Raw genomic sequence first — 20956 nt, forward strand, 5'->3', positions numbered from 1 at the left:
TGTCGCTGTCGCTGTCGCCGCTGCTGCTGCTGCTGCCGCTGCCGCTGCCGCGCGGATAGCAGCCGGCATCGGTGATGATCGCGTCGAGCGGCAGATCATGAGGCTCGCGCGGCAACCCATCCGTCTTGCACGCTTCATATGCGACGCCGATCGCGACCGGCGCCACACCGGCCGCGCGCCATCCCGCGAGCGTGCGGTCGTAATAGCCGCCGCCGTAACCGAGCCGGTAGCCATCCTCATCGAAGCCGACACACGGCACGAAGACGAGATCGGGCATCACGTCGCGCGCCGTGGCCGGCACAGGAATGCGATGCTCGCCGATTGCCATCGGCATGTCGGGCGTCCAGGCGTGAAACGCGAGCGGCGTATGGCGTTCGAGGACGACTGGAACACATGCTTCACGCGCGGCTTCGAGCGCGAGCCATGTCGCGATCGCGGCGCGCGCGTCGAATTCGCCTTCGAGCGGCCAGTAAAAACCGACGCGCCGCGGCGCATGCTTGCGCAACATATCGAGCACGCGCCGGTTCAGCGCGGCGCTGACGCCCGGGTCGCGGCTCGCATGCAGCCGAGCCTCGAACAACATGCGACGCAGTCCCTTTTTCGATGATTTGGCGTCAGGGTTGCATGCTATGCTTTCGTTCAATTCGCGCTCCAGAAACAACGATGTCCACACGCCTTTTCCGAGTATATCGCGCGGTCGGTCTGGCACTTGCCGCGGCGGCGCTCGTCGCTTGCAGCACGGCGTCCGCCGTGAAGCCTATCCCGCTTTCCCAGCTCACCAACGACGACCAGATCTTCGTCCAGTTGCGCGAAGCCGCGCGCAATAACGACCCGGTGCGCGCCGCGCAACTGGCCGCGATGATTCCGGATTACCCGGCGCCGTCGTATCTCGAATACTTCCAGTTGAAGCCGCAACTGTTCGATTCGTCGGGGCATGCGCGCATCGACGCGCCCGATGCGCCGGTGCTCGCGTTTCTGCAGAAGTACGACGGCCAGGCGATCGCGGACCGCATGCGCAACGACTACCTGACCGTGCTCGGCGCGCGGCACGACTGGCGCAACTTCGACGATCAATACGCGCGCTTCGTGCTCAACGACGACACGCAGGTGAAGTGCTACGCGCTCGAATCGCGCGCGGCGCACGGCGAGAATGTCGCCGATGCGGCGCGTGCGCTGCTCGTCGAGCCGCGCTACTACGGCGACGGCTGCGTCGATCTGATCACGGCGCTTGCGATCAACCAGCAGTTCACGAGCGACGACGTCTGGCAGCAGATCCGCCTCGCCTACGAGCAGAACCAGACGAACACCGGCGCGAAGCTCGTCGATGCGCTCGGCAACCAGCGGCCCGACCCGAACCTCTTCAACCAGGCGACCACCACGCCGCCGCTCCTGATCGCGCGCGGCGTCGGCGCCGATCCGCAGTCGCATCAGCTCGCGCTGCTCGCCATCACGCGCATGGCGCGCAACGATCCGGCCATGACGGCGGCCACGTTCACGTCGATTGCGCAGTCGCTCACCACACCCGAGCGCGCGATCGGCTGGGGCACGATCGCCTATCAGGCGGCGTCCAGGCAGATGCCGGGCGCGGTCGACTGGTACCGGCTGTCGGCGAATGCGCCGCTGTCGAATCCCGCTTACGAATGGCGCACGCGCACGGCGCTGCTGGCCGGCGACTGGACCATGGTGCGCTGGTCGATCGAGCAGATGCCCGCCGCACTGCGCAGTCAGCCCGCGTGGGTGTACTGGCATGGGCGCGCGCTGAAGCAGGCCGGCGACACGGCGCAGGCGAACGAGGAATTCGAGCAGATCGCGGCGGGCTTCAACTTCTACGGTCAGCTCGCCAGCGAAGAACTGGGCCGCAAGATCACGGTGCCGCCGAAGACGACGGTGTCCGACGCCGAAGTGCAGCAAGCGGCGAACACACCGGGCTTTGCGCTGGCGCAGCGTTTCTACCAGCTGAATCTGCGGCTCGAAGGCAACCGCGAGTGGAACTGGCCGCTGCGCACGATGAGCGACCGGCAACTGCTGGCGGCGGCCGAGTACGCGCGCCGCATCGAGCTGTACGACCGCACGGTGAACACCGCGGACCGCACGAAAACCGACCACGACTTCTCGCTGCGCTATCTGTCGCCGTTCCGCGATATCGTCGAGCGCGACGCGCAGTCGAACGGGCTCGACATCGAATGGGCTTACGGCCTGATTCGCCAGGAGTCGCGTTTTATCCTGAACGCACGCTCGGAAGTCGGCGCGAGCGGCCTCATGCAATTGATGCCCGGCACCGCGCAACTGGTGGCGAAAAAGATCGGTCTGGGTCCGATCTCGCGCGAGCAGATGAACGACATCAACACGAATATCCTGCTCGGCACGAACTATCTGTCGATGATCTACAATGAATTCGACGGGTCGGCCGTGCTCGCCACCGCCGGTTACAACGCGGGTCCCGGCCGCCCGCGCAACTGGCGCCAGTCGCTGCAGCATCCGGTCGAAGGGGCGATTTTCGCGGAAGCGATTCCCTTCCAGGAAACACGCGACTATGTGAAAAACGTGTTGTCCAACACGGTCTACTACGCGGCGTTGTTCGAAGGCCGTCCGCAATCGCTGAAGGCGCGTTTGGGTTACATCGCACCGTAACAGCGCCATACCCGCCGCGCCACATGCGATTCATGCGCGCGGCGCGGTTTCAGTTTCAGCCATTGCCGCGGCTTCCCTGCTGAATGCGAGCCATCAGCTTGCACAGATTAGTGGAGGTCGGAAATGCGACATCAAACCATCGCGGTGATCGGCGGTTCCGGTTTCGTCGGCAGTCATCTCATCAATGCGCTCGTCGAGCTCGGCAAGACGGTGCGCCTCGCGACCCGCCGCCGCTATAACGCGCGACATCTGACGCTGTTGCCGATCGACGTGCTCGAAGTCGACGTGTTCGATCCCGTGCAGCTCGCGCGCTTTGTCGAGAATGCCGATGCGGTGATCAATCTGGTCGGCACGCTGCATGGCCACCGCGGCAATCCGTACGGCCCGGAGTTCGCGAAGCTCCATGTCGAACTGCCGACCAGGATCGTCGCCGCGTGCGAAGGCAAGGGCGTGCATCGGCTCGTCCATATGAGCGCGCTCGGCGCCGATCCGAACGGCCCAAGCATGTACACGCGTTCGAAAGGCGATGGCGAGAAAGCGGTGCGCGCGTCGTCGATGCTGGCCACAACCATTTTTCGCCCGTCGGTGATATTCGGTCCCGAAGACGCATTGCTGAACAAGTTCGCGTTTCTGCAGCGCATGTTTCCGGTTATTCCGCTTGCGATGCCCGATGCGAAGTTCCAGCCCGTGTTTGTCGGCGATGTCGCGAAGGCGATCGTCAACGTGCTCGATCTCGATGCGGCGAGCGGCCGTGTCTACGAACTTGGCGGGCCGGCCGTCTATACGCTCGAGCAGCTCGTCGAATACTGCGGCGCCGTGATCGGCCGGCAGGCGCGCATCATACGGCTACCCGAAGCATTCGCACGGCTGCAGGCGCTGACCTTCGAAATGGCGCCCGGCGAACCCGTCATTTCGCGCGACAATCTCGATTCGATGAAAGTCGACAACGTGCTGACGGGGCCGCTTGCGCCGGAACTCGATATCGAACCGGCGAGCATCGAGACGATCGCACCCGTGTACCTGACGGGCGCGTCGCTGCGTTCGCGTTTCAATACGTTTCGCGCGAGCGCGGGCCGTTGAAGATCGAAGTCGATGCGGCAAACAAGGTGAGCCTGAGAAGCTCCAACCATAACCAGCCTCTTTCCTGGGACAAGGCATGAAACTCGTTATCGGTGACAAGAACTATTCGTCGTGGTCGATGCGCCCGTGGGTGCTGATGAAGCATTTCGGCATTCCGTTCGAAGAAGTGGCGGTGCGGCTCGGGGAGCCGGACACGCGCGCGTCGATCCTCAAACATTCGCCGTCGGGCAAAGTGCCGTGCCTGATGCTGGACAACGGCGCATCGGTATGGGAATCGGTGGCGATCCTCGAGACGCTCGCCGAGCATTTCCCCGACGTGCCGATGTGGCCGCGCGATGCGGCCGCGCGCGCGCATGCGCGCAGTATCAGCGCGGAAATGCACGCGGGCTTCGCCGAACTTCGCACGAACATGTGGATGAACATCCACGCATCGTTTCCGGGCAAAGGCGCGACGCCCGGCGCGCTCGCCGATGTCGCGCGCGTCGATGCGCTGTGGAGCGCCTGTCTCGACCAGTACGGCGGTCCGTTCCTGTTCGGCGAGTTCGGCATTGCCGACGCGATGTATGCGCCCGTGGTGATGCGCTTCAACACATGGCAGCCGGCCTTGTCCGAAGCGGCTGCCGCTTACGCGCGGCGCCTGACCGATGCGCCCGCGGTGCAGGCCTGGATTGCCGACGCGATGCGCGAAACGCACATCATCGACTACTACGAAACCCCTGCATGAAGATCTACGCAGTCGGCGGCGCCATTCGCGACAAGTTGCTCGGATTGCCGGTGCAGGACCGCGACTACGTAGTGGTCGGCGCGACGCCCGAGCAGATGGCCGCGCAGGGCTTCAGGCCGGTCGGCAAGGACTTTCCGGTGTTCCTGCATCCGGTCACGCACGAGGAGTACGCGCTTGCGCGGACCGAGCGCAAGACCGCGGCCGGCTATCACGGCTTCCAGTTCTTCTATTCGCCGGACGTGACGCTCGAAGAAGACCTCGAGCGCCGCGACCTGACGATCAACGCGATGGCGCAGGAAGTGAGCCCGGACGGCGCGCTGACCGGGCCGATCGTCGATCCGTTCAACGGCCAGGCGGACCTCGAGGCGCGCGTGTTCCGCCATGTCGGCGATGCGTTTGTCGAAGACCCGGTGCGCATTCTGCGTGTCGCGCGTTTCGCCGCGCGCTTTGCCGATTTCACGCTCGCGCCCGAAACGCTCGCGCTGATTCGCTCGATGGTCGCGGCCGGTGAAGTCGATGCGCTCGTGCCCGAGCGCGTCTGGCAGGAAGTGTCGCGCGGCTTGATGGAACAGAAGCCCTCGCGGATGTTCGGCCTGTTGCGCGAAGGCGGTGCGCTGGCGCGCGTGCTGCCGGAAATCGACGCGCTGTACGGTGTGCCGCAGCGCGCCGACTATCACCCCGAGGTGGACACGGGCGTGCATGTGATGATGGTGGTCGACTATGCGGCGAAGCGCGGTTATTCGTTGCCCGTGCGATTCGCGGCGCTCACGCACGATCTCGGCAAGGCGACGACGCCTGATCACGTGTTGCCGCGCCATATCGGTCACGAAGGCCGCAGCGTCGATCTGTTGAAGCCGCTATGCGAGCGGCTGCGCGTGCCGAACGAGTGCCGCGACCTCGCGGTGCTCGTCGCACGCGAGCACGGCAATATTCATCGTGTGATGGAGATGGGGGCGGCCGCGCTCGTGCGGCTTTTCGAGCGCAGCGACGCGTTGCGCAAGCCCGCGCGCTTCGCGGAGGCGCTGCAGGCCTGCGAAGCCGACGCGCGCGGACGGCTCGACTTCGAGACGCGCGACTATCCGCAGGCCGAGCGGCTGCGCGATGCGCTGGTGGCGGCGCGCGGCGTCGATGCGGGCGCGATTGCCGGCGCGCTCGGCGACAAACGCGCAGACAAGCCCACGGCGATCAAGGATGCCGTGCATCGCGCGCGCGTGCGGGCGGTCGCGCAGGCGATCGGTGAGAAAGACGGTGAGAAAGACGAAGAGAAGGACGGCGACTGAAGCAAAGCCGCCATGCAAGACCGCCATGCAAGACCGCCACTAAAGCCGCCACCTCTTACAGAAACCGCGCGATCAACGACAACAGCATCGACAGCACGAGCGTCGACATAAACGGAAACGGGTACTCGCGCCCAAAGATCCGCAACGTGACGTCGCCGGGCATGCGTCCGATGCCGATCTTGCGCAGCCACGGCCAGCATGCCGAGAGCACCGCAACGGCGACGAACGTGGTGAGCAGCCAGCGGATCATCGTTGGTCCTTGGTTCGGAACGTGTCAGAGCGTGTGAGAGCGGTCGCCGCTTGCGAACGCATCGAGCGTGTCGTCGATGCCGCGCGAGAACGCGATCACCTTGAACAGCTCGCCCATTTCCGCTTCGGATAACAGCTTCTGCACCGCGTTTGCCGCCGGCAAAAAGCGCGCGGCATCGGTCGGGTCGAGTGCCGCGAGCGCTTCGGTCATGCCCGCATTCATCAGAAAGCGCGCTTGCGACGTATAGCCGAGCAGATCGGCGCCGGTATCGGTGCCCGCTTCCGCGATGCCGGTGAATTCGACATGCGCGGTGATGTCCTGCAGCCCCGGATACAGAAACGGATCGCCATGCGCGCGATGCCGGTAGTGGCACATCAGCGTGCCTTGCGCGCGCTGCGCATGGTAGTACTCGTGACGCGGAAAGCCGTAGTCGATCAGGAACGCGGCGCCGCGCGTGAGCATTCTGCAGATCGTGCGCGTGAACGCGCATGCGGCTTCGTGCGTTTCGGTCACGTAGTCGCCGCCGTCGGCTTCGATTTCAGCGAGGAAAGCGGCATCGTGCGTGGACTGCAGCGCGCGGTCTTCGAACGCGAAGGCATCGCCGCGATACACGACGCCGCGTTCGCGCCACTCGCCATTCGCGTGCGCGAAGAGGCGCACCGGCATCGCGTCGAGCACTTCGTTGCCGATCACGACGCCCGCGAATTCGTCGGGCAATGCGTCGAGCCACCGCACACGCGCGGCGAGCGCGGGCGCCTGCGCTTCGAGCATCGTCTGCTGGCGCGCGCGCAGTTCGCCGGACAGATCGACGATCGAATAGCTGTCGAGCGGCGCGCCGAGCGCATCGAGCGCATTGAGCAGACCGGCCGCGAGCCGCCCCGTGCCCGCGCCGAATTCGATCACGTCGCGTGTGCCGCTTGCTTCGAGCGCCTGGGCGACGGGCCGCGCGAGTGTCGCCGCGAACAGCGGCGACAGTTCGGGCGCGGTGACGAAGTCGCTGCCGTCTTCGGCGCGCCGGCCGAATTTGATGGCGCCGCCGCTGTAGTAGCCAAGGCGCGGCGCATAGAGCGCGCGGTCCATATAACGGTCGAACGGCAGCCAGCCGCCGCCCGCGTCGATGTCGGCGCGAATCAGCTCGACGAGCGCGGCCGATTGGGCGAGCGCCGCAGCGTCGGGAGCAGGTAAACTATCGGGTTCGTGAGCCTTCGGATTCATTCCCGCATTGTAAATGAGCGACCGTTCCGACAATTCGTCAGCCAGCGAACCAGGCAAGGCCGAGACCGGCGGCGTTGAAGCCGGCCATATCGGCGACCGTGGCGACAAGCACGCCGCACGAGCGGCGCGCGTCGTGCTGATCACCGGCGCCGCGCGCCGCATCGGGCGCGCACTCGCGCTGGGTTTCGCCGCGCACGGCTGGGACGTCGCCGTGCACTACGGCGCATCGCGCACGGAAGCCGATGAACTGGTCGCCGAGATCGAGGCGCTCGGCCGCCGGACCATCGCGTTGCATGCGGATCTGGCCAACGAAGCGGAAGTCGCGCGCCTGATCCCCGCTTGCACGGCCGCGCTCGGGCGCCCGGTCTGCATCGTCAACAACGCATCGCGCTTCGACGAAGACACGGCGCGCGACGTCGCGTACGACAAGCTGCTGCACATGATGTCGATCAACGTCGGCGCGCCGCTCGTGCTGGCGCGGATGCTGCACGACGCCACGCCCGATATCGCGCGGGAAGACGAAACGCAGCGCAGCGTCGTGATCAATATGCTCGACCAGAAGCTGCACAACATGAATCCGGACTACCTGTCGTACACGCTGTCGAAAGCGGCGCTCGAAGCCGCGACAGTGGCGCTCGCCCAGGCGCTCGCGCCGAAGTTGCGGGTAGTCGGACTTTCGCCGGGCCTGACGCTGCAGTCGGCCGAACAGACGCCGGCGAGCTTCGCCGCCGCGCACCGGATGACGCCGCTTGGCCGCGCGTCGCGTCCGGAAGACCTCGTTGCCGCCGCGCTGTATCTGGCCGATGCCGCGGGCGTGACGGGCACGACGCTCGTCGTCGACGGCGGCCAGCACCTCGTGCCGCTGCCGCGCGACGTGATGTTCCTGACCGGCAGCTAACGCGGGCAGCACCTTATTCGGCGTGTTTGCCGCACGCTTATCATCAGATCAGGGACGACCATGCACTCCGCCTTCTTTCATCCGAACCTCGCCGACTGCCGCCGGCTTTTTCTGCGCAACTACGAGGTCTTCATCAACATCGGCGTGCACGATTTCGAAAAGCGCGGCGAACAGCGCGTTGTCATCAACGTCGATCTGTTCGTTCCGCTCGCGCTGTCGACGCCCGTCGAAGACAAATTGCGCGAAGTGGTCGACTACGATTTCATGCGCGCGACGATTGCGCGCCGCGTCGAGCAGGGGCATATCCACCTGCAGGAAACGCTGTGCGACGACCTCGTGAAAATTATGCTCGCGCATCCGCACGTGCGTGCGGCGCGCGTGTCGACGGAAAAGCCCGATGTCTACCCCGACTGCGACGCGGTCGGCGTCGAGGTGTTCCGCATCAAGGACGCGTGAAGGCGGCCCCGGCTTCAGCCAGAGGGCAGGCGGTTCTGCGCGTGGGCTGATGAGAGGCGCGCAGCGGTGGCCGGCCGTTTTCGAGGGCCGCGTTGACGGCAGCATGCGCGCGCACGAGACGCCGCTCCAGCTCGTCCGTCGTCAGGCCCCAGGCCCACGCCGCCTCGCTTGGCGTCAGGCGCTCCGCTTCGATCAGGATGATCGCGATGCGCTGCTCGTCGGGCAGCATCGCCACGACCTGCAGCAGGCGGCGGCTCGTTTCCGAATTCGCTTCGATGCGCGCGGCGGCGCGGGCCGCGCAAGCTTCCGGTCGGCGCACTTTCTGTTGCCAGCGCCGCAACATCGTCGACATCACGTTGACACGCAGCGACATATACGGCGCGCAGTCATAGGTGCCGGCCTCGATGCCGTGACACACGTTATCGAGCAGTTTTTCCGCGTCTTCAGGTGTCGATGCAAGACGCAATGCGAATGTCCATAAATCAGGCAGTAATGCCTGCAATGCCGCGATCGTTCTTCGGCCGCTTCCCATGTTGTAATTCCTTTGACGCTATTGAGCGACTACAAGCGGCGCGACTTGATCAGGGGTAAGAGAGGTAGCGCCGGTACAGCTCGCGTCAAGGTTGCCCGGGTGGGGCAGGGAAAGCCTGGCTATTCGATGGTGAAATGAAAGCAGTCAGGACGGCGCGAGTGCTTCGCCTGTTACTGTATTCAGTGGATACGCCGAAGGGAACCGATTTTTTTCAATGCACCCGATCAGCAATAACAATGGTGCCATTAGGCGCAATCTACATGCGCGGATCGCTCCAATTGATCATGCTGCGGACCGGCAAGGGACAGCCAGTCGCTCAAGGCTTGCATATCACGCAAGGAACGATTGCGCGAATAGATATGCGATTGTGCGGGACTTCGGTGGCTCGGAAGCGTGTCATCACGACTTCATAAGCTCGACGTAAGCCGTTTGTGTGCGCGTCCGCGTTCGGATCGAACATGCATCAAATGTGCATCAAGCGCCAGGGTCCAGGCGCTAGTCACAAGCGCCAGGCTCAAGCGCTGGCCGCACGCTCCGACGGACGGATAAATTCGATCCGGTTTTCGCTCGAATGCGAGAACACGAGCGCCGCCTGGGTGTACGACGAATCGCCGAACAGCGACTCCTCGTCGACCTTCGCGAGACCGGTGGCGAGCCCGCGGAAGTCGAACAGGTTCGTGTCCACCAGATGCGACGGCACGACATCCGATAGCGCGCGGAACACATTGTCGACGCGGCCCGGCGTTTCGCGTTCCCACTGGCGCAGCATGTCCTTCACCTTCTTGCGCTGCAGGTTTTCCTGCGAGCCGCACAGGTCGCACGGGATGATCGGGTATTCCATATCGCGCGCGTAGCTCGCGATATCGCTTTCCTTGCAGTAAGCAAGCGGCCGGATCACGACGTGCGCGCCGTCGTCGGTGGCGAGCTTCGGCGGCATCGCCTTCATCTTGCCGCCGAAGAACAGGTTCAGGAAAAACGTTTCGACGATGTCGTCGCGATGATGGCCGAGCGCGATCTTGTTCGCGCCCAGTTCCTTCGCGGTGCGATAGATGACGCCGCGGCGCAGCCGCGAGCATAGCGAGCACGTGGTTTTGCCCTCGGGCACCTTCTCCTTGACGATCGAATGCGTGTCCGCTTCGACGATGCGGTAGTCGACGCCGATCGATTCGAGGTAGCGCGGCAGCACTTCTTCAGGGAAACCGGGGTGTTTCTGGTCGAGATTCATCGCGATGATCTCGAATTTGACGGGTGCACGCTTTTGCAGTGCCATCAGCACGGAAAGCATCGTGTACGAATCTTTTCCGCCGCTCATGCATGCGAGGATCCGATCGCCGTCCTCGATCATGTTGAAGTCGTGAATGGCCTTGCCGACTTGCGACTGCAGACGGGTTTCGAGGCGGAAAAAGTTGTTTGACGCTTTCATGGCGGGGCTGACACGGAAATCGAATGGCGCGCCGCGTGCGGTAAAAGCGACGGATGACGCGGCGGCTCGTGGGATCAAGCCACGATGATACAACCAAACATGCCACCCAACGCCGGCCGGCCCGGCGCGTCAGGCCGGGAGTTTGACGGTTTGCGGGCGGCTGCTTGGCAGCGCGTGCGTGCCACTCGGGCGGCGCTCGGGCGGCGCTCGGGCGGCGTTCGGGTGGCGTTCGGGTGGCGTTCGGGTGGCGTTCGGGTGGCGTTCGGGTGGCGTTCGGGTAGCGCTCAGCGCTTGCGCGGCTTGAGCCGGAACATCGCCGGCCGGTCGGGCAGCGTCGTCGCGCGGCCGATCGGCCGCACCGGCTCGTCGCTTGCAAGCTGCGTGTCGAACGCCTGCACGAGGCGCGCGAGCGCGAGCGTCGTCTCCGCGAGCGTGAACTGCGCGCCGACGCATACGCGCGGTCCGGTGCCGAACGGCAGATAGGTGAAGCGGGCCGGCGGCGGCGCGCCCGGCAGAAAACGCGTCGGGTCGAAGGCGTCGGGGTTCTGCCAGAAGCCGCGGTGATGATGGAGCACCCACGGGCTGATCATCATCTGCGTGCCGCGCGTGACGGCCAGCCCTTCGAGCGCGTCGGGCTCGACGCAGTGACGCAGGATCACCCATGCGGGCGGATAAACGCGCAACGTCTCATCGATCACGGCACGCGTGTAGGGCAGCGCTTTGAGCGCATCGGCGGCCCGTTCGGGACTCAGATCGACGTCGCGCACTTCGTCGGCGAGCGCGGCCTGCGCATCAGGCGTGTTCGCCAGCAGATACAGCGCCCACAGCAGCGTCAGGCCGCTCGGCTCGTGGCCCGCGACAATCATGGTGCCGACCTGGTCGGCGAGTTCGACGCGGCTGAATGCGGTGCCGGTTTCCGGATCGCGCGCGGCCAGCAGCGCGTCGAAGAGGTCGCGCGGGCCATCTGCGGCGGGCTGGCGTTCGCGCGCATCGATGATGCGCTCGACGAGTGCGTGCCAGCGCCGGCGAAAGCCGTTGCGCGGAATGTCGCGCGGCGTCGGCACCCAGTACGGCAGCACGAGTTCGGCGAGGCTCGCGCGCGTGTGGCGCAGCATGAATTCCTGCACGGCGGCGCGCACGTCCGCGCCGAATTCGTGGATTTCGAGCGAGAACATTGAACGCGCGGCGATCTTCAGCGCAAGCAGGCGCATGACCGGCAGCAAATCGACGGGCGCGCCGTCGAGCGCGGCCAGCGCGTGCACTTCGTCTTCGGTGCACGCGGCGACATGACGCGCAAGCACCGGCAGCATCTTCGGCGCGAGCGTCGGCGTGATCGTGCGGCGCTGATGCTTCCATTGCTCGCCGGTCGCGAGCATCACGCTGTAGCGTCCGATCGGACGGATCAGGCGAACCGCATAGTCGGTGCGCGGGTAATTGCCGGCGTTTTCGACCAGCACGCGGTGAATCATCTCGGGCTTGTTGACAAGCACGCGCTTCTGGTGGAACAGGCGCTCCTCGACGTAATCGGCCTCGTAGGCGTCGCGGGTCCAGAGCCGAAGGCCGTCGTTGCGCATCGCATGAACGAAGCCCGCCGCCGACACCCGCTGCGCCGGCAACTCGGGCATCGGCGGGGTGAATAACGGGGCGCCACGGGAGCCGATGTCGGCCGGCGAGGTCAGCGTGCTACGCGATGGCGCTTGCAAAGGGATTTCTCCGTCAGCGGTTCGGTCGGCCTGGTGAGAGCCAGGGGTACAACCCGAAAGAACGCTCCGCGCGGAGGGTTATTCCAGCGCCTCGAATGAACTCTGCGCGGCAACTGCGCGCTGCGCGGAGTCGGGCGATATGCTTACCTGCGTGTTTAACGTTTGCGATACCGCGGTTGAGCATCGGCAAGACGCGAAGACGTGTTCACGAACACATCGGCACCGCGCATTTGCACACGTCATTTTTTGTCAGAAGGCCCACATAAAACCGCTGTTTTGCCCTTGTTGGCCGTGCTTTTGCGGCGAAGCAACATGTTAGAATTGCGCACCTCAAACTCGACCAACGCCCACGACATGAACATCGTGATTCTGGCGGCAGGCACGGGCAAGCGGATGCGTTCCGCACTGCCCAAAGTGCTACACCCACTGGCCGGTCGGCCACTTCTCTCGCATGTGATCAGCACGGCCCGCACGCTCGAACCGACGCGTCTTGTCGTCGTGATCGGCCATGGCGCGCAAGCGGTGCGCGAGGCGGTCGCCGCCCCCGATGTGCAGTTCGCCGTGCAGGAGCAGCAGCTCGGCACCGGGCACGCGGTGCAGCAGGCGTTGCCGTTGCTCGATCCGTCGGTACCGACGCTCGTGCTGTACGGCGACGTGCCGCTCACGCGCGCGAGCACGCTGCGGCGCCTGTGCGACGGCGCCGGCCAGAACGGCTACGGTGTCCTGACGGTTACGCTGGACGACCCGCAAGGCTACGGCCGCATGGTGCGCAACGCGGCGGGCAAGGTCGAACGCATCGTCGAACAGAAAGATGCGACGCCCGAGCAGCAGAACATTCGCGAGATCAACACGGGCATCGTGGTGATGCCTACCGCGCGTCTGCAGGCGTGGCTCGCCGCGCTGAAGAACGACAACTCGCAAGGTGAGTTCTATCTGACCGACGTCGTCGAACTTGCGATCGAAGCGGGCCTTGAAATCGTCACGGCGCAGCCCGATGAAGAATGGGAGACGCTTGGCGTCAATAGCAAGCAGCAACTCGCCGAGCTCGAGCGGATTCATCAGCGCAACGTTGCCGATGCGTTGCTCGTTGCGGGCGTGACGCTGGCGGACCCGGCGCGCATCGATGTGCGCGGCTCGCTCGACTGCGGGCGCGACGTGTCGATCGATATCAACTGCGTGTTCGAAGGGCAGGTGAAGCTGGCCGACAACGTCACGATCGGCCCGAACTGCGTGATCCGCAACGCGACGATCGGCGCGGGCACGCGAGTCGATGCATTCACGCATATCGAAGGCGCCGAGATCGGCGCGCAGGCCGTGGTGGGGCCCTATGCGCGGCTGCGGCCCGGCGCGGCGCTGGCGGATGAAGTGCATATCGGCAACTTCGTCGAAGTGAAGAACGCGGCGATCGGCCGCGGCTCGAAGGCGAACCATCTGAGCTACGTGGGCGATTCCGATGTCGGCACGCGCGTGAATATCGGCGCCGGCACGATTACCTGCAACTACGATGGCGCGAACAAGCTGCGCACCGTGATCGAAGACGACGTGTTCGTCGGCTCCGATACGCAACTCGTGGCACCTGTGCGCGTCGGTCGCGGCGCGACGATCGCGGCCGGCACGACGGTATGGAAGGACGTCGAAGCTGGCGTTCTCGTGCTTAACGACAAGACACAGACGGGCAAGCAAGGCTATGTGCGCCCGACCAAAAAGAAAAGCTGACCCAGGCTAGCGTATCGACGCAATGCGTCGGCGAAGCGCGTCGGCAAGCGCCTTTCGCTAACGGCGCGGCGTTCAATATGCCGCGCCACTGAACTCAGCAACCCAACTCTGCAAAAAGGATCATCGCTATGTGCGGTATTGTCGGCGCGGTTGCGCAACGTAACATCGTTCCGGTTCTGATCGAAGGGCTGCGGCGGCTCGAATACCGCGGCTACGATTCATGCGGCGTCGCCGTGCTGGCCAATGGCGAGCCGCGCCGCGCGCGCAGCGTCGCCCGCGTTGCCGATCTCGACGATCAGGTACGCGAAACGAAGCTCGGCGGCGAAACGGGTATCGCGCATACGCGCTGGGCGACGCACGGCGCGCCGGTGACGGACAACGCCCATCCGATCTTTTCGCGCGACACGCTCGCGATCGTGCACAACGGCATTATCGAAAACTACGAGACGCTGCGCGAGATGCTGCGCGGCAAGGGTTACGAGTTTGTCTCGCAGACCGATACCGAAGTGATTGCGCATCTGATCCACAGCCTCTATCGAGGCGACCTGTTCGCGGCAGTGCGCGAAACCGTGCAGCAATTGCACGGCGCGTATGCGATCGCGGTGCTGCACAAGGATCAGCCGCATACGGTGGTCGGTGCGCGGCAAGGTTCGCCGCTCGTCGTCGGCCTGGGCGAGGGCGAGAACTTCCTCGCGTCCGATGCGCTTGCGCTTGCGGGCAGCACCGATCGCTTTATCTTCCTTGAGGAAGGCGACGTCTGCGAGCTGCGCCTGGACGGCGTGCGGATTGTCGATCGCGACGGCCAGGCGGCGCCGCGCGACGTGCGGCAGGTGGCGGCGTACGGCGGCGCGGTCGAACTGGGCCCGTATCGCCACTTTATGCAGAAGGAAATCTTCGAGCAGCCGCGCGCGATCAGCGACACGATTCCGGTGGCCGATTCGATCGATGCGACGCTCTTCGGCGAGAACGCGCCGCAGGTGTTCGCGAAGATCGACAGCCTGCTGATTCTCGCGTGCGGCACGAGCTACTACTCGGGGCTTACGGCGAAATACTGGCTCGAATCGATCGCTAAGATTCCGACGCAAGTCGAGATTGCGAGCGAGTACCGGTATCGCGATTCGGTGCCGAACCCGAATGCGCTGGTGGTTGTGATCTCGCAGTCGGGCGAAACGGCCGATACGCTCGCCGCGCTCAAGCATGCGCAGTCGCTCGGCCACCACCATACGCTTGCGATCTGCAACGTCGGCACGAGCGCGATGGTGCGGCAGACCGAATTCGCGTTCCTGACGCATGCGGGGCGCGAGATCGGCGTGGCGTCGACGAAGGCGTTTACGACGCAGCTCGTTTCCCTATTCGTGCTCGCGGTGACCCTGGGCAAACTGCGCGGGCATCTCGGTGCGTCGCAGGAAAGCAACTACATCAAGCAACTGCGGCACCTGCCGGCCGCGTTGAACAGCGTGCTGGCGCTCGAGCCGCAGATTATCGCGTGGTCGGACGAGTTTTCGCGCAAGGAAAATGCGCTGTTCCTTGGCCGCGGGCTGCATTACCCGATCGCACTTGAAGGCGCGCTGAAGCTCAAGGAAATCTCTTATATCCACGCGGAAGCTTATCCCGCCGGCGAGCTGAAGCACGGGCCGCTTGCGCTCGTTACCGAAGCGATGCCGGTCGTGACGGTGGCGCCGAACGATGCGCTGCTTGAGAAGCTCAAGTCGAATATTCAGGAAGTGCGCGCGCGCGGCGGGCAGCTTTATGTGTTTGCCGATGCGGATACACGCATCGTCAATGCCGAAGGGTTGCATGTGATCCGGATGCCTGAACACTACGGCGTGCTTTCGCCGATTCTGCACGTTGTGCCACTGCAGTTGCTGGCGTATCACACGGCGTGTGCGCGTGGGACGGATGTGGATAAGCCGCGGAATCTGGCGAAGTCGGTGACGGTGGAGTGATCTCAAGAGCCCGTTCCGGTCAATTGCACCAACGGCCGAACGGGCATCAACCCCTCCCTAAGCTGCTGCGCCAGCTCCAGCGCAGCCGGCGAATCCTGTCCCTTCGACAGATGCAGGTTGACGGCGAAACTCGGCAATTCCGGCAGCCCGCTTTGCGGCGGCAGCACCTCGAGGCCAGCCGGGACCGTCGACTCCAAAAAAGCCCCGATGGCCAGATCGGATCGCACCGTGGCGATAGTCGCATCGATGCTTCCATTCTCGAACACGGTGCGCCACGCTATGTCATGTTTTCGAAGCGTATCGAGCACCGGCCGCCGGAACACACACGTCTCCACAACCAGCGATATCGGCAGCGGACTCATCTGATGCGCGGTTCCCCCTTTCGCGCCGACCCACACCAAACGGTCGACCGCAAGACATTCACCGCGGGAGGAACCGGGCGGTTCTTCGATCAGCGCGATATCGATTTTGCCTTCCTTGAGCGTACGCAATAGCTCAGGCGACGCGGCACAGACAAGCGACAGCTCCACTTGCGGATGTGCTTGCGTAAAAGCCTTCAAGATCGAGCCGAGATGCGTTCCGACCATATCCGGCGGAGCGCCGAGGCTAATCTTGCCTTCCAGCACGCCGGCCGTCATCTCCGCGAGCATCCCGTCGTGAAGTGCCAACAGGCGCCTCGCCTGTCCCAGCATCCGCTCGCCAAGCGGAGTCAACCGCATGTCGCGATGGTCGCGGAAAAATAACGGGCCGGACACGGCCTCGAGTTTCGCCACCCGCTGGCTGATCGCACCTTGCGTCAGATGAAGCGTGTGCGCGGCCGCCGTCATGCTTCCACGGTCCGCAATGGCGACGAATGCACGCAGTAAGCTGATCTCAAGAGTGCGCGTCATGTTGACATTAGCGAGGCTAATTAAAGGGATCAAAAACTTTCGCTATTGTGATCCAGGTCGGGCAGGTAAGGTACAGCTTCACTTCTACCTCATCAGCGAAGGAAACGCGGCGCTCCACGGCTATCTGCCACGTGTTCCGCGTACCCGGAGATTTCAATGCAAGCTCAAGCTAGCGATGCCGGGCGACGCCCACGGTTCGGCGTCGCCGCGATTCTCGCCGTCGTGTTTATATGGTCCGGCTGGATCATCGTTTCAAGCTGGGGCGTCCATCAGACGCTGACCGCGTGGGACATCAGCTTTTTACGGTTTACCTCGGCCGCGCTGGTCACGTTACCGCTGTTGCTCAGAAAGAGACTTCAGCTTCGCACGGTTTTTAACTGGCGGACATTGGTGTGCAGCCTCGGATGCGGCTTCCCCTATACGATGTTGAGCTTTATCGGGCTTGAACACTCGCCCGCAAGCAACGCGGGCGTCGTGGTCAACGGCCTGATGCCGATACTCGTCGCCTGCCTGTCTTTCGTGCTGCTCAGACAACGCATCGCGCGCGCGAAACTGCTTGGCATTGCGCTGATTGCGATCGCAAACGGCCTGATCCTCGTAGACGGTGGATTGCACCACTTCTTCGGTATGCTGTGTTTTCTGCTGGCGGCTGTCTGCCTCGCGACTTATACGGTCTTCATGAGACGCTGGAACATCACAACCGACGTGATGATCGTCTCCGTACCCTGGATCAACGCGATTCTGTTCTTTCCCGTCTGGCTCTTTCTCGCGCCGTCGACATTGCACGAAGCGGGCGCCCAGGAAATCGTGCTTCAGGTGCTGTTTCAAGGCGTATTGGTGAGCGTCATCGCGCTTTACCTGATGACCCACGCGATCCATGCCTTGGGTTCCGTGACCGCGTCGACGTTCATGGGGCTGGTGCCCGTCGTCGCGGCGGGTCTCGCGCTTGTCGTTCTGCATGAGCCGATCAGTGCGCTGACTATCGTCGCCGTGATCATGTGTTCCGTCGGCATCGTGTTTTACAACCTGTGGGGCACGCGGTTCTCCGGTGCGCCCGCGAGGCCCGGTCAGTCCAGCGCGTGCCGTATCGCCAGTGGACAGGCGTGCAGTGAGTAGCAGCCCGAACCGGACGATCCAGTGCATCTAGCCCACCGGCGATTCCGTTTGTGGCGCGGGGTGCGCGCCCGTCGCCGCGTCGCCGTCCGCATCGACGGCCGCCGCAGGCACTTGCCGCGGAAACACGAGCGTAAATCGCGTCACGCCCTCATCGCTTTGCGCCAGCCAGCGTCCGCCATGCAATTGCATGATGCTGCGCACGATCGAAAGCCCCAGCCCGCTCGATTCCGACGACCGCTGCCGCGACGCATCGGCGCGATAAAACCGGTCGAAGAGCCGCTCGAGATGATGCGGCGGAATTGTCGGGCCGCGGTTTTCCACCTGTAGCGCCACGCTGTCCGCGTGCGTTTCGGCCTTCATCGAAATCGCCGTGCCCGGCTCCGCATAGCGAACCGCGTTGGCGAGCAGATTGCCGAGCGCGCGCCGCAGCAGCAGCGGATCGGCGAACACCGTGCCTTCGCCGTGCGATTCGATGCGCACGCCGCGATCGTCGGCGAGGTCTTCGAAGTATTCGACGATGCGCATGAACTCTTCGGCGACGGGCAGCGCCTTGCGCTCGATGGCGTGGTCGGCATGCTCGGCGCGCGCAAGGAACAGCATGTTGTCGATCATCTTCGACATCCGCTGCAGTTCCTCGAAATTCGAGCCAAGCAGCCGCTGGTAGTACGCGGTGTCGCGCGTCTGGCTCAGTCCCACTTCGGTTTGCCCGAGCAGGTTGCCGATCGGCGTGCGCAGGTCGTGCGCCATATCGGCCGATACCTGCTTCAACTGCGTGAAGCCGCGTTCGAGCCGGTCGAGCATCGCGTTGAACGCGCCGATCAGCGCGTCGAGTTCGGGCGGCGCGTCGCGCTGTTCGATGCGCGTCGACAGATTGCCGATGCCGATCGACGCGGTTTGCGCCGCGAGGCGCCGCAGCGGATTCATGCCGCGCCGCGCGAGGCCGTACGCGAGCAGGGCGGCCAGTATCGCCGCGAGCGACGCGAAGAGCAGGATCTGATCGCGATAGTCGGCCAGCATTTTCGTGCGCTCGGCCATGAGCCGCCCCGAAATGATCTGCAGATCGCGTTGCCCGGTCACGCCCTGCGCCGCGGCCGCGACATAGATGAACGGCGTGCCGTCGTCCTGCGTCGTGTGATGCACCGCCGAAAGCGACAAGGCGGCACTGGCGGGCACCGGCGCGACGTTGGGTACGGGCGTGTGGCCCGGATTGACCGTGATGAGCGGCGTGCCGTCCTGCATGCGCACGACCAGCAGCGACTCGGTATTGCCCAGCATGTTCGCGAAGAGTTGCGGCTTCTCGCGGATCAGATCGCGCACGTCGACGTCGTGCATCAACGTGCGGATCTGGTCGACGCGCGTGACAAGCGCGCCGTCGTCGCGCACCACGAGTTGCGCTTCGAGCTGCCGGTACAGCACGAAGCCGACGATCGCCATCGCGCCGAACGCGATCAGCGCGAACAGCAGCGCAAGCCGTGTGGTCAACGAGAGGCGTTTCACGATTCGTCCTCGCAGCGATAGCCGACGCCATGCACGGTGTGAATCAGGCGCTTCTCGAACGGCTCGTCGATTTTTTGCCGCAGCCGCCGCACCGCGACGTCCACGACGTTGCTGTCGCTATCGAAGTTCATGTCCCACACGCGCGACGCGATCAGCGCGCGCGAAAGCACCTGCCCCTGGTTCTGCATGAAGAACTGCAGCAGGTTGAATTCCTTATTGGTGAGCGAGATGCGCGTGCCGTTGCGTTCGACGCGGCGCTTCGGCACGTCGACGCGCAGATCGCCGAGCGTGAGCACTTCATCCTGCTTCAGCGGCTGCCCGCGCCGCAGAATGATGCGAATGCGGGCGAGCAGCTCGGCAAACGAAAACGGCTTGACGAGGTAGTCGTCGGCGCCGAGGTCGAGGCCCTTCAGGCGGTCTTCGAGCGTGCCGCGCGCACTGAGAAACAGCACGGGCGTATCGGTGCGCGCGCCGAGCTTCTTCATGACGGTCCAGCCGTCCATCTCCGGCATCATCACGTCGAGCAGAATCAGGTCGTAGCGCATTTCCTGCGCGAGATGCAGGCCGTCGATGCCGTTGTTCGCCACGTCGACCACGTACCCGGCTTCGGTGAGTCCGTTCTGCAGATAATCGCCGGTTTTCGTTTCGTCTTCGATGACCAGAATTCGCATATCGCCTACCGTCGATGTTCCGCCTGAATCATGTGTTTGTGCCGCGCGCGCGTCGTAGCTTCCGGCTGACGGCTACGACGCGCGCCGCGGGCAATTACTGCCCCGACTGCTGCGCCGCCTGCTCGATCAGCGCGGCCACTTCCTTCGGATGCGATTCATACACCGAATGGCTCGCGCCGTCGATTTCAACCGTATGCGCATGCGCACGGGCCGCGTACATCCGCTCGAGGTCCGGATTGATGATCTTGTCCGCCTTCGCGACCATATACCACACCGGCTTGTTCTTCCACGCCGGATCGGGAATCTCCGCGGTGAAAACGGCAGCCGCTGTCGGCATCTGCGAGTGCGCTTCGAATTCCGCTTGCGCGCGCGGCAGATCGGCAGCGAAGTCCGACGGAAAGTCGGCCGGGTTCAGATACAGGAAACCGTCTGGCGTCTTGACGACGGCCTTCGTCGAGTTCGGGTACTTCTTGCCGTTGCTCGCCTCGGTTTCGCCGACGTCGAGCGCGTGCGCGGCAATATAGACGAGCGACTTCACGTGCTCGTCGTTGCCCGCTTCCGTGATGATCGCGCCGCCGTAGCTGTGTCCGACCAGCACGACCGGACCGTCGATGCCGTCGATCACGCGCTTCGTTGCGGTGACGTCTTCCTGGAACGAGGTCAGCGGTTCCTGCACGAGCGTCACGTTGTAGCCGTCCTTCGTCAGGATATCGTAGACGGGGCGCCACCCGCTGCCGCCGACGAACGCACCGTGCACAAGCACGATGTTCTTGATGGGCGCGGCGAAGGCCGGCGTGGCGGCCGCGCCGAACAGGCAGACAGCGGCGGCTGCGCCGACCGTGACGGAACGGGAAACTGAGCGAACGAATGAGCTGAACGAGGGGATACGCATGGCTGCTCCTTTGAACCGGATCACGTTGTCGGAAAG

The 20956-nt window shown here is 64.3% G+C and carries 19 protein-coding genes; 9 read left to right on the top strand and 10 right to left on the bottom strand.

The features are described 5' to 3' along the window. Window positions 1–655 (bottom strand): 5-formyltetrahydrofolate cyclo-ligase (locus tag ACYPXD_RS16960; protein ID WP_459713659.1); only part of this gene is annotated, 655 nt, incomplete at its 3' end. A gap of 8 nt (window positions 656–663) precedes the next feature. Here ACYPXD_RS16960 and ACYPXD_RS16965 point away from each other — a divergent pair. The 4 genes from ACYPXD_RS16965 (at window position 664) to ACYPXD_RS16980 (ending at window position 5715) form a co-directional block, all read left to right on the top strand. Continuing rightward, window positions 664–2631: a lytic transglycosylase domain-containing protein gene (locus ACYPXD_RS16965; protein ID WP_459713524.1), complete on the top strand. Its 1968-nt coding sequence runs from the start codon at window positions 664–666 to the stop codon at window positions 2629–2631. A gap of 123 nt (window positions 2632–2754) precedes the next feature. Next, a complete protein-coding gene (locus ACYPXD_RS16970; RefSeq protein WP_459713527.1) occupies window positions 2755–3711 on the top strand; it encodes a complex I NDUFA9 subunit family protein in 957 nt (318 codons plus the stop codon). A gap of 76 nt (window positions 3712–3787) precedes the next feature. Further along, window positions 3788–4435 carry a glutathione S-transferase family protein gene (locus tag ACYPXD_RS16975; RefSeq protein WP_459713530.1) on the top strand — a complete coding sequence of 216 codons (648 nt, stop codon included), beginning with the start codon at window positions 3788–3790 and terminating at the stop codon, window positions 4433–4435. Next, window positions 4432–5715 (top strand): multifunctional CCA addition/repair protein, encoded by a 1284-nt coding sequence (locus ACYPXD_RS16980; RefSeq protein WP_459713532.1) that lies wholly within the window; start codon window positions 4432–4434, stop codon window positions 5713–5715. Before ACYPXD_RS16975 ends, ACYPXD_RS16980 begins: the two co-directional genes overlap by 4 nt. Window positions 5716–5770: 55 nt before the next feature. On the opposite strand, the gene ACYPXD_RS16985 is transcribed toward ACYPXD_RS16980, so the two are convergent. Both ACYPXD_RS16985 and ACYPXD_RS16990 read right to left on the bottom strand, forming a co-directional pair. After that, window positions 5771–5965 carry a DUF2905 domain-containing protein gene (locus tag ACYPXD_RS16985; RefSeq protein ID WP_459713536.1) on the bottom strand — a complete coding sequence of 65 codons (195 nt, stop codon included), beginning with the start codon at window positions 5963–5965 and terminating at the stop codon, window positions 5771–5773. A 24-nt stretch (window positions 5966–5989) separates the two neighbouring features. Continuing rightward, a complete protein-coding gene (locus ACYPXD_RS16990) occupies window positions 5990–7180 on the bottom strand; it encodes a class I SAM-dependent methyltransferase (protein ID WP_459713540.1) in 1191 nt (396 codons plus the stop codon). A 13-nt stretch (window positions 7181–7193) separates the two neighbouring features. Between ACYPXD_RS16990 and ACYPXD_RS16995 the strand changes: the two genes are divergently transcribed. Together ACYPXD_RS16995 and ACYPXD_RS17000 are read left to right on the top strand one after the other, a co-directional pair. Continuing rightward, window positions 7194–8078: an SDR family oxidoreductase gene (locus ACYPXD_RS16995; protein WP_459713543.1), complete on the top strand. Its 885-nt coding sequence runs from the start codon at window positions 7194–7196 to the stop codon at window positions 8076–8078. 60 nt (window positions 8079–8138) lie between these two features. Then, window positions 8139–8534 carry a dihydroneopterin aldolase gene (locus ACYPXD_RS17000; protein ID WP_459713545.1) on the top strand — a complete coding sequence of 132 codons (396 nt, stop codon included), beginning with the start codon at window positions 8139–8141 and terminating at the stop codon, window positions 8532–8534. Here ACYPXD_RS17000 and ACYPXD_RS17005 read toward each other — a convergent pair. From ACYPXD_RS17005 to ACYPXD_RS17015, 3 genes are all read right to left on the bottom strand, one after another. Further along, window positions 8521–9066, bottom strand: coding sequence for an RNA polymerase sigma factor (locus ACYPXD_RS17005; RefSeq protein WP_459713548.1), 546 nt, complete (start codon window positions 9064–9066; stop codon window positions 8521–8523). The genes ACYPXD_RS17000 and ACYPXD_RS17005 overlap by 14 nt on opposite strands. A gap of 514 nt (window positions 9067–9580) precedes the next feature. Beyond that, on the bottom strand, window positions 9581–10489 hold the full coding sequence (ttcA, locus tag ACYPXD_RS17010) for a tRNA 2-thiocytidine(32) synthetase TtcA (RefSeq protein ID WP_459713551.1): 909 nt from the start codon (window positions 10487–10489) through the stop codon (window positions 9581–9583). A 284-nt stretch (window positions 10490–10773) separates the two neighbouring features. After that, window positions 10774–12192 (bottom strand): cytochrome P450, encoded by a 1419-nt coding sequence (locus ACYPXD_RS17015; RefSeq protein WP_459713554.1) that lies wholly within the window; start codon window positions 12190–12192, stop codon window positions 10774–10776. 354 nt (window positions 12193–12546) lie between these two features. On the opposite strand from ACYPXD_RS17015, the gene glmU reads away from it, so the two are divergent. Continuing rightward, window positions 12547–13908: a bifunctional UDP-N-acetylglucosamine diphosphorylase/glucosamine-1-phosphate N-acetyltransferase GlmU gene (gene glmU, locus ACYPXD_RS17020; RefSeq protein ID WP_459713559.1), complete on the top strand. Its 1362-nt coding sequence runs from the start codon at window positions 12547–12549 to the stop codon at window positions 13906–13908. Window positions 13909–14036: 128 nt separating this feature from the next. Then, window positions 14037–15854, top strand: a complete 1818-nt coding sequence (gene glmS, locus ACYPXD_RS17025; RefSeq protein ID WP_459713563.1) for a glutamine--fructose-6-phosphate transaminase (isomerizing) — start codon at window positions 14037–14039, stop codon at window positions 15852–15854. 2 nt (window positions 15855–15856) lie between these two features. Here the strand turns inward: glmS and ACYPXD_RS17030 are convergent, their stop codons facing one another. Next, the gene (locus ACYPXD_RS17030; RefSeq protein ID WP_459713566.1) at window positions 15857–16744 is read right to left on the bottom strand and encodes a LysR family transcriptional regulator; all 888 of its coding nucleotides are present in this window, start codon (window positions 16742–16744) and stop codon (window positions 15857–15859) included. A 156-nt stretch (window positions 16745–16900) separates the two neighbouring features. Here ACYPXD_RS17030 and ACYPXD_RS17035 point away from each other — a divergent pair, with 156 nt between their 5' ends. Continuing rightward, window positions 16901–17860: a DMT family transporter gene (locus tag ACYPXD_RS17035; protein ID WP_459713570.1), complete on the top strand. Its 960-nt coding sequence runs from the start codon at window positions 16901–16903 to the stop codon at window positions 17858–17860. A gap of 27 nt (window positions 17861–17887) precedes the next feature. Here the strand turns inward: ACYPXD_RS17035 and ACYPXD_RS17040 are convergent, their stop codons facing one another. The 3 genes from ACYPXD_RS17040 to ACYPXD_RS17050 all read right to left on the bottom strand — a co-directional run bounded on the left by ACYPXD_RS17040 (window position 17888) and on the right by ACYPXD_RS17050 (window position 20920). Beyond that, the gene (locus tag ACYPXD_RS17040) at window positions 17888–19357 is read right to left on the bottom strand and encodes a heavy metal sensor histidine kinase (protein ID WP_459713573.1); all 1470 of its coding nucleotides are present in this window, start codon (window positions 19355–19357) and stop codon (window positions 17888–17890) included. Further along, window positions 19354–20028 carry a heavy metal response regulator transcription factor gene (locus ACYPXD_RS17045; RefSeq protein WP_459713576.1) on the bottom strand — a complete coding sequence of 225 codons (675 nt, stop codon included), beginning with the start codon at window positions 20026–20028 and terminating at the stop codon, window positions 19354–19356. Before ACYPXD_RS17045 ends, ACYPXD_RS17040 begins: the two co-directional genes overlap by 4 nt. A gap of 94 nt (window positions 20029–20122) precedes the next feature. Beyond that, entirely contained in the window at window positions 20123–20920 is a 798-nt protein-coding gene (locus ACYPXD_RS17050) for an alpha/beta fold hydrolase (RefSeq protein ID WP_459713578.1), read from the bottom strand. Between the last annotated feature and the right edge of the window lie 36 nt (window positions 20921–20956).

Source organism: Paraburkholderia sp. 2C, from assembly GCF_054589215.1.